This is a genomic window from Peterkaempfera griseoplana (assembly GCF_001418575.1).
Taxonomy (GTDB): domain Bacteria; phylum Actinomycetota; class Actinomycetes; order Streptomycetales; family Streptomycetaceae; genus Peterkaempfera; species Peterkaempfera griseoplana.
Genome location: NZ_LIQR01000034.1, coordinates 1 through 7,492, shown reverse-complemented (window position 1 = coordinate 7,492; position 7,492 = coordinate 1). Strand labels below are relative to the sequence as shown.

Genomic DNA, 7,492 nt, shown 5'->3' with positions numbered 1-7,492 from the left:
GGTGGGGGCGGTCATGGTGTTGCGGGTCTCCTGGTGGCGCCGCCGAGGAAGAGTTCGGCGAGGGCGTGGGCACTGTCCCGGGGGGCGAGGCGGCCGTCCTGGACGGCCCAGCCGACACCGGCGACGAGATCGAGGAAGGCCTCGCTCAGCCATGCGGCGGGAAGTTCGATACGGAAGGCGCCCTCCTGCTGGCCGCGCAGGAAGAGTGCGCGGACGCGGGCGTCGAGCCGGTCCCAGGCCTGGTTGATCTCGCTGTCCTCGTAGAGCTTGCTCTCCCCGGTGAGGAAGGCGCAGAGCTGGGCGACGGGGATCACGGCGTCGACCAGGCGGCGGACGGCGGCCACGGTGTCGCCCTCGTCGACCCGGGCGTCGTCGAGCGCCTGGGTGAACCGGCGCAGGCCCAGGGCTCCGACCTCGCGCACCAGGGCGTCACGACCGGGGAAGAGCCGGTGCAGGGTGGCGCGGCTGATCCCGGCGGCGCGGGCGATCTCGTCCATGGCGGCGTTGGGCTGCCGGGAGAGGACGCCGACGGCGGCGTTGAGCACGGAGTCACGGTCGATGGCCATGAGTCAAGCATAGCTGACATGAGACATGAGTGTCTCATTCTGGTTTTCGAGGTCTCCTGGGAGATCCATTGGGACGCACCAAAAAAGCCGGTGGCCGGCCACGGGGGCCGGCCACCGGCCGGGGACGGGGGGAGGGAGGGGATTCAGCTCTGGTTGTAGAACCCGGAGTCGTCCAGCGAGCCGCTGATCACGGTCACCTCGACCTCCGGAGGTGCCAGCAGGAAGACCCGCCGGGCGATTCGCTCGATACTGCCCCGGGTGCCGAAGATCAGCCCGGAGGCGAAGTCCACCAGCCGCTTGGCGTCGGCGTCCGGCATCTCCGACACGTCCATCACCACGGGCGAGCCGGCGCGCAGGTGCTCACCGACGACCCGGGCCGACTCGAAGCCGGTCGGGCGCACGGAGATGATCCGCGTGGCCTCGGCGGGGGCCTGGGCGACCGCTTCGGTGGCCCAGGGATCCTCGTACACGGGGGCTGCGTAGCCGCCGGAGGGCATCAGCCACCCGTGGTGCTCGTCACGAAGTGCTCCCATGCCGCGCCTCCCCATCCCGTCACATCTCGTCTCCGGCGGCCTACCCGTCTTCTGACGTGTCATCCACTCGCCGGAACTGTCCGAGTATCGCACTGATCACCCAGTCCGCGCCCGCGCAGCACCGCCGTTCGGGTCGTGGCGCAGACATGGCCGGGCTCCTGAAGCGACGCCGCAGCTCGGCGAGCGGTTCCGTCGTGACGATCCGTCAACCTCAGTTGACTTAGTGTCACTCTCCCGTGGCGCCGTCGATCCGCTCGCGCAGCAGGTCCGCGTGGCCGTTGTGCCGGGCGTACTCCTCGATCATGTGGGTGAGGATCCAGCGCAGCGTCACCTCCCGGCCGTGCCGCAGACCCCGGCCCACCGCCTCCAGCGGCACCCCCTCCGCCGCGGCCCTGGCCGCCCGCACCTCCGACTGCCAGATGTCGAACGTCTCGGCGACATCGGCGGTGTCCACATTGTCGAAGTCGCCGTCGGGCTGCTCCTCGGTCCAGAAGCGCTTCTCGTACTGCTCGCCGCGCAGCACGCCCTGGAACCAGGCCCGCTCCACCTCCGCCATGTGCCGCACCAGCCCCAGCAGCGACAGCGTCGAGGGCGGCGCCGACCGGGTGCGCAGCTGCTCGTCGTCCAGGCCCTCGCACTTCAGCGCCAGGGTGGCACGATGGAAGTCCAACCAGCTCTCCAGCATGGCGCGTTCACCGAGATCAAACGCCGGATGAATACGTGTGTCCGTCATGACGGGCATCCTGCCGCCCCCTTGGACGCGACGCGAGGGGAATTCGGCCGCCGACGCCGGGCACACCCGGCTACGCTGGGGCCGATCTTCGAACACGGCATCGGTGCAGCAGCGGGGGCGGATCATGAGGGGCGCGGCGGCCGGGTTCAACCTGGCGCTCAGATTCCTGCTGGAGCTGGCAGCCCTGGCGGCGCTCGCCCTCGGCGGCTACCGGATCGGCGGCCCGGTGCCGCTGCGGATCGTACTGGCCTTGGCCGTCCCGGTGGCCGCCGCGGTGCTCTGGGGCCGTTACGCCGCACCGCAGGCAGCCGTCCACTCCGCCCCCGCCTGGCTGATCACCCAGCTCGCCGTGCTGGGCGGGGCCGTGGCCGCGCTGGCCGCCACCGGCCACCCCGCGGCCTCGGCCGGCTTCGCCGCCGTGGTCGTCGCCAACACCGCGGCGCTCGCCGCCCTCGGCAGATGGCGCCCGCCGGGCGCCGCCGCGACGGGCCCCGAGACCGTCCCCCAGGCTCACTAGCGCCCGCCACCGCATGCGCGCCGACCGACTGCTCTCGCTGCTCCTGCTGCTGCAGAACCGCGGCCGGCTCACCGCGGCCCAGCTCGCCGCCGAGCTGGAGGTCTCGGTACGTACCGTCTACCGGGACGTGGAGGCGCTCGCCGCCGCCGGGATCCCGGTGTACGCCGACCGCGGACCCGACGGCGGCTACCGGTTGCTGGACGGCTATCGCACCCGGCTGACCGGGCTGAACGCCGACGAGGCCGACTCCCTCTTCCTGGTCGGCCTGCCCGGCCCCGCCGCCGAACTGGGCCTGGGCGCGGAGATCGCCAGCGCCCGGCTGAAACTGCTGGCGTCCCTCCCCGCGGAGACCGGGGCACGAGCCGAGCGCATCCGGGAGCGCTTCCACCTGGATCCCGGCCGCTGGTTCAGCGACGCCACCCCAGTGCCGCACCTGCCCGCCGTCGCCGACGCGGTCTGGCAGCAGCTGACCCTGCGCCTGCGCTACCGCAAGTGGGGCCCGGCCGAGGTGGACCGTACGGTGGACGCCCTCGGCCTGGTCCTCAAGGCAGGCGAGTGGTACCTGGTCGCCGCCGTCGACGCCGTGCCCCGCACCTACCGGGTGGCCCGCATCCTGGAGTGCGAGCCGGGCCCGCCCTTCCGGCGGCCGCCGGGGTTCGACCTGGCCGCGTACTGGGCGGACTGGTCCGGCCGCTTCCAGGAGACGGCCTACGGCCGGACCGTGGACGTCCTGCTCACCGAGTGGGCGGCCGCCCGGATCCAGGCGATGTTCGCCCCCGTCCAGGCGCGGGCCGTCGCCGAGGCCGGGCCTCCCGGCCCGGACGGCCGGATCCGGGTCGCGCTGCCCGTGGAGTCACTGCGCCATGCGGTCTGGGACCTGCTGCGGCTGGGCGCCGGCGCCGAGGTGCTGGGGCCGCCCGAGGTACGGGCCGAGGCCGTCGAGGCCGCCCGGGCACTGGCCCGGCTGTACGGATGAGCGGCTGCCGTTGCGGTGAGGGCGAGATTAGGCTGAGAGCTGGTCCCACACCAGTGGAACGCTGCCCGCGGCGACCCGCCGTACCGGGAGGGCGACATGGAGGACGCAGCGCAGGCCGGGCCGGCCACGCCGGCTCCCTGGCCCGCGGGGGCGGACACCAGCCTGGCCCTCAACCGGATGGGCAGCTTCGACTGGGACCTCGAGAGCGGCCTGCTGCACATGGACGAGCCCGCGCTGCGGGTCTACGACATGCCCCCGGAGGAGTACCACGGCAACCCGATGGTGCTCGCCGTACGGATGTCCGCCGAGGAGCGCACCAGCCTGAGCACCCGGATCACCGAGGCGCTCCGGGGCGGCGGGAGCACGTACGGCTTCTACTTCCGCGTGGTGCACCGCGACGGCACCCGCCGCTGGGCCCACACCCAGGGCCACATCCACCGGGACCCCGGCGGCCGGCCGCGCCGGGTGATCGGCATCGTCCGCGACGCCACCGAGGAGCTGGAGCAGGCCGCGGAACGGCTCGCCTGGGAGCGCGAACGGGACCGGCGGACCGGCGTGGTGGAGGGCACCGCCGCCGCCCTCGCGCACGCCATCACCGTCCAGGACGTCACCGCCGTGCTCAGCGACCCGGACGGGCTCGGCCGTCTCGGCGCCGCCAGCCTGGTCCTCGGCATCCTGGAGGGCGGCCGGGTGCGGGTGCTCGCCGAGGGCACCCCGGGCAGCAACGTGCCCGACCTGGAGTGGACCCGGATCGACGACGACTACCCGATCAGCGAGGTCATACGGACGATGGCGCCGGTCTACCTGACCTCCGCCCGCGAGTTCGAGCACCGCTACCCCGGGCTGTGGCCCTACATCCGCCCGCTGGACGTCACCGCGGCCGCCTATCTGCCGCTGATCGCCCAGGCCCGCCCGATCGGCGCGCTGGGCCTCCTCTACCGGCGCAAGGACGCCTTCACCCCCGAGGAGCGCAATCTGCTGCTCGCCCTGACCAGTGCCATCGCCCAGAGCCTGCAGCGGGCCATGCTCTTCGACCAGGAGCACGACCTGGCCAAGGACCTGCAGACCGCGATGCTGCCGCGCAGCCTCCCGCAGGTCCCCGGGATCGCGGTGGCCGCGCGCTACCGGGCCGCCGTCGCCAGCCGCGACATCGGCGGCGACTGGTACGACGCCGTGCCGCTGCCCGGCGGCCGGGTCGGCGTGATGGTCGGCGACGTCCAGGGGCACGACACCCATGCGGCGGCGGTGATGGGCCAGCTGCGGATCGCGCTGCGCGCCTACGCGGCCGAGGGCCACTCGCCGGCCACCGTGATGGCCCGCGCCTCCGTCTTCCTCTGCGAGCTGGACACCGACCGCTTCGCCACCTGCGTCTACGCCGATGTGGACGCCACCACCGGGGCGGTGCGGCTGGTGCGGGCCGGGCATCTGGCGCCGCTACTGCGCCACGCCGACGGCTGGTGCCGCCGGCTCTCCGGCCCGGTGGGGCTGCCGCTGGGGCTCTCCGCGCAGTTCGGCGAGCTGGAGTACCCGGTGACCACGACGGAGCTGGCCCCCGGGGAGACCCTGCTGCTGTGCAGCGACGGGTTGGTGGAGCGTCCGGGGGGTGACCTGGACGAGGGCATGGACGCCCTGGCCCGGGCCGTCCACGAGGGCCCCCGCGACCTGGAGCAGCTCGCCGAGCGGCTCACCGAGGTGATGTGCGAGCAGACCGGCGGCGAGGACGACGTGGCCCTGCTGCTGCTGACCCGGCAGGAGGACACCTCTCCCGAGCCCGCCCGCTTCCTCCACCAGTACGTCGCCCCGGCCGACCCGCAGGCGCTGATCTCCGCCCGCCACCTGATCCGCGAGTCCGTACGGGCCTGGGGCCTGCCCGAGCGGGCGGACGAGGTCGAGCTGGTGGTGGACGAACTGGTCACCAACGCCCTGCGGCACACCGGCGGAGGGGCCCTGCTGAGCCTGCGGCTGCTGGCGGGCCCCCGGCCCCGGCTGCGGATCGAGGTGCAGGACCGCTCCAGTGCGCTGCCCCGCCGCAGGGAGCCCGACTGGGAGGCGACCTCGGGGCGCGGGATGCTGCTGGTGGACCGGGTGGCCGACGTCTGGGGCGTGGACCCGCGGGGCACCGGGAAGTGCGTCTGGAGCGAGTTCGTGGTCGCCCGCGGCTACCAGGAGTGAGGCTCCTCTTCCCGGCAGGGCCGGTGGGAGGGGGGAGGCGCGCGTAGAGGCGCGCGTTACCCTCGGGGACGGGCGCCGACGGGCCGTACGGACCGGCCCCGTCGACCAGTCCCCGGGCCGGAAGGGATCCCTTGACCGTGCTGCGCCCCACCCGTGCCGAGATGGAGGCAGCCCGTGACCGCACCGTGTGCGACGTCCTGGCGGACGACCTGCGGGTGCTCTTCTGCGGTATCAACCCCGGGCTGTGGACGGCGGCGACAGGGCACCACTTCGCCCGTCCCGGCAACCGCTTCTGGCCCACCCTGCACGCGTCCGGGTTCACCCCCCGGCGTTTCCGCCCGGACGAGCAGGGCGAGCTGACCACCCTCGGTCTCGGACTCACCAATGTGGTGGCCCGCGCGACCGCCAGGGCGGACGAGCTGACCGCTGAGGAGTTCGCCGCCGGCGGCCGGATCCTCGAAGCCAAGGTGGCCCGCCACCGGCCGCGCTGGCTGGCGGTGGCCGGGGTCACCGCCTACCGCGCGGCCTTCGCCGACCCCCGCGCCGCGGTCGGGCCGCAGTCCCGCACCCTGGGCGGCACCCGCATCTGGGTGCTCCCCAACCCCAGCGGCCTCAATGCGCACTGGACCGCCGCCTCCCTGGCCGCCGAGTTCGCCCGGCTGCGCGAGGCGGCGGGGGCACCCGGACTCCCGGTTCCGGGGCTCACCGCCTGACCAGCAGGGCCTCCGCCCCGATCGGGCGGTAGCCGGCCGCCTGGAAGGCCCGGACGCTCGGGGCGTTGCCCGGGGCGATCTGCGCCCACAGGGGGGCTCCTTCCGGGACCAGGTGACGGAGCGCCAGCGCCAGCGCACGTCCCAGGCCGCGGCCTCGGGTACCGGCGTCCACCTCCACGGCCGCCTCCCAGCGCCCTGCCAGCCCGCGGCCCAGCACCGCCACCCCGCCGTCGGCCGCCCACACCCTGACGTCGTCGCGGTGGCGCAGCGCCCTGGCCACCCTGGGGTGACCGGGGTCGTCGATCTCCCGGAGGGCCAGCGGGGGCGGGCCCGGGAGGGGCCTGGTCTGCACGACCATGTCGATGTTGTTCACCAGCCGCCCGGTGTGGGCGGAGAGCGCTCCCAGGAACGGGGGGCAGAGCGGTGCGGCCAGGGGGTCGCCGGGGTCCGCGGCGAGGGTGTCGTGCACCCACCGGGGGTCGGCGTCGGTGAAGACCACCGCGTGGGCGCAGAAGGAGACCACTCCCGCGGTGTGCGGCGACGGTTGCGGCACGACCGTGACACCGCCGTCGGGCGGGGGGAACACGCCGCGCGCCGCGGCGTCCAGGATCTCCCCGAGGGAGCCGTCCGCAACCGCCGGAACCGCCACAGGTCCTCCCGCTGACATGGGTTCAGTGGTCCGGCCGGACTCTACCCGGGTGCGGCCGCGTCGGCCGTACCCGCCGCATGGTGGCCCTCAGGCGCGGGCGCGGGCCCGGGCCCGCGCCCGCCGCCACAGGGAGACCACGCTGAGCAGACCGGTCGCGGCGATGAGCGCGGCGGAGAGGAGGAAGGCGGGTGAGCCAGGGGAGGTGGCGGAGGCCCCGGCGACGACGTAGGCGGCGGTGCCCGGGATGACACCCAGCGCGGTGGCCAGGGCGAAGGTCAGGGGCCGCACCCCGGAGAAGGCCGCGCCGTAGTTGGCGGCGGCGAACGGCACCCCGGGGATGATGCGCAGCATCAGTACGCTGCGGAACCCCTGGTGGGTGAGCCGCCGGTCGAGGGCCGCGAGGACCTTGGTCCGCAGCAGCGGCCGCAGCGCCTCCCGTCCCAGCCCCCGGCCGAGGCCGAAGGCGAGCACCGCGCCTGCCGTGGTGCCCGCCACGGCCAGGGCGAGGCCCTGGTGGATGCCGAAGAGTGCGCCGGCAGCGGCGTTGAGCAGCGGTTTGGGGACGAAGGCCAGGGTGCTCAGGGCGAAGAGCGCGGCGAAGGCAGGGCCGGCCCAGGGGCCGGGGACCAGGGC

9 protein-coding genes are annotated in these 7,492 nt (G+C 74.5%); 4 read left to right on the top strand and 5 right to left on the bottom strand.

The genetic code is table 11. The features are described from left to right. Window positions 1-11 precede the first annotated feature (11 nt). The 3 genes from AOK09_RS02680 to AOK09_RS02670 form a co-directional block, all read right to left on the bottom strand. Window positions 12-566, bottom strand: a complete 555-nt coding sequence (locus AOK09_RS02680) for a TetR/AcrR family transcriptional regulator (RefSeq protein ID WP_055585463.1) — start codon at window positions 564-566, stop codon at window positions 12-14. Window positions 567-709: 143 nt separating this feature from the next. Beyond that, the gene (locus tag AOK09_RS02675) at window positions 710-1,099 is read right to left on the bottom strand and encodes a cell division protein SepF (protein ID WP_055585462.1); all 390 of its coding nucleotides are present in this window, start codon (window positions 1,097-1,099) and stop codon (window positions 710-712) included. Window positions 1,100-1,325: 226 nt separating this feature from the next. Then, window positions 1,326-1,832 carry a DinB family protein gene (locus tag AOK09_RS02670; RefSeq protein WP_055585461.1) on the bottom strand — a complete coding sequence of 169 codons (507 nt, stop codon included), beginning with the start codon at window positions 1,830-1,832 and terminating at the stop codon, window positions 1,326-1,328. 124 nt (window positions 1,833-1,956) lie between these two features. On the opposite strand from AOK09_RS02670, the gene AOK09_RS02665 reads away from it, so the two are divergent. The 4 genes from AOK09_RS02665 to mug all read left to right on the top strand — a co-directional run bounded on the left by AOK09_RS02665 (window position 1,957) and on the right by mug (window position 6,210). Then, entirely contained in the window at window positions 1,957-2,349 is a 393-nt protein-coding gene (locus AOK09_RS02665) for a DUF2568 domain-containing protein (protein WP_055585460.1), read from the top strand. Between the two features lie 13 nt (window positions 2,350-2,362). Continuing rightward, window positions 2,363-3,325, top strand: coding sequence for a helix-turn-helix transcriptional regulator (locus AOK09_RS02660; protein WP_055585459.1), 963 nt, complete (start codon window positions 2,363-2,365; stop codon window positions 3,323-3,325). Window positions 3,326-3,421: 96 nt separating this feature from the next. Then, window positions 3,422-5,497 carry a SpoIIE family protein phosphatase gene (locus tag AOK09_RS02655; RefSeq protein WP_055585458.1) on the top strand — a complete coding sequence of 692 codons (2,076 nt, stop codon included), beginning with the start codon at window positions 3,422-3,424 and terminating at the stop codon, window positions 5,495-5,497. A gap of 140 nt (window positions 5,498-5,637) precedes the next feature. After that, complete coding sequence (gene mug, locus AOK09_RS02650; protein WP_407675334.1) at window positions 5,638-6,210, top strand: G/U mismatch-specific DNA glycosylase; 573 nt, start codon at window positions 5,638-5,640, stop codon at window positions 6,208-6,210. Here mug and AOK09_RS02645 read toward each other — a convergent pair. Both AOK09_RS02645 and AOK09_RS02640 read right to left on the bottom strand, forming a co-directional pair. Then, window positions 6,200-6,877 (bottom strand): GNAT family N-acetyltransferase, encoded by a 678-nt coding sequence (locus tag AOK09_RS02645; RefSeq protein WP_055585457.1) that lies wholly within the window; start codon window positions 6,875-6,877, stop codon window positions 6,200-6,202. The genes mug and AOK09_RS02645 overlap by 11 nt on opposite strands. Window positions 6,878-6,946: 69 nt before the next feature. Then, window positions 6,947-7,492, bottom strand: a 546-nt coding sequence (locus AOK09_RS02640; protein ID WP_055585456.1) for a TVP38/TMEM64 family protein, incomplete at its 5' end; no start/stop codon positions are given.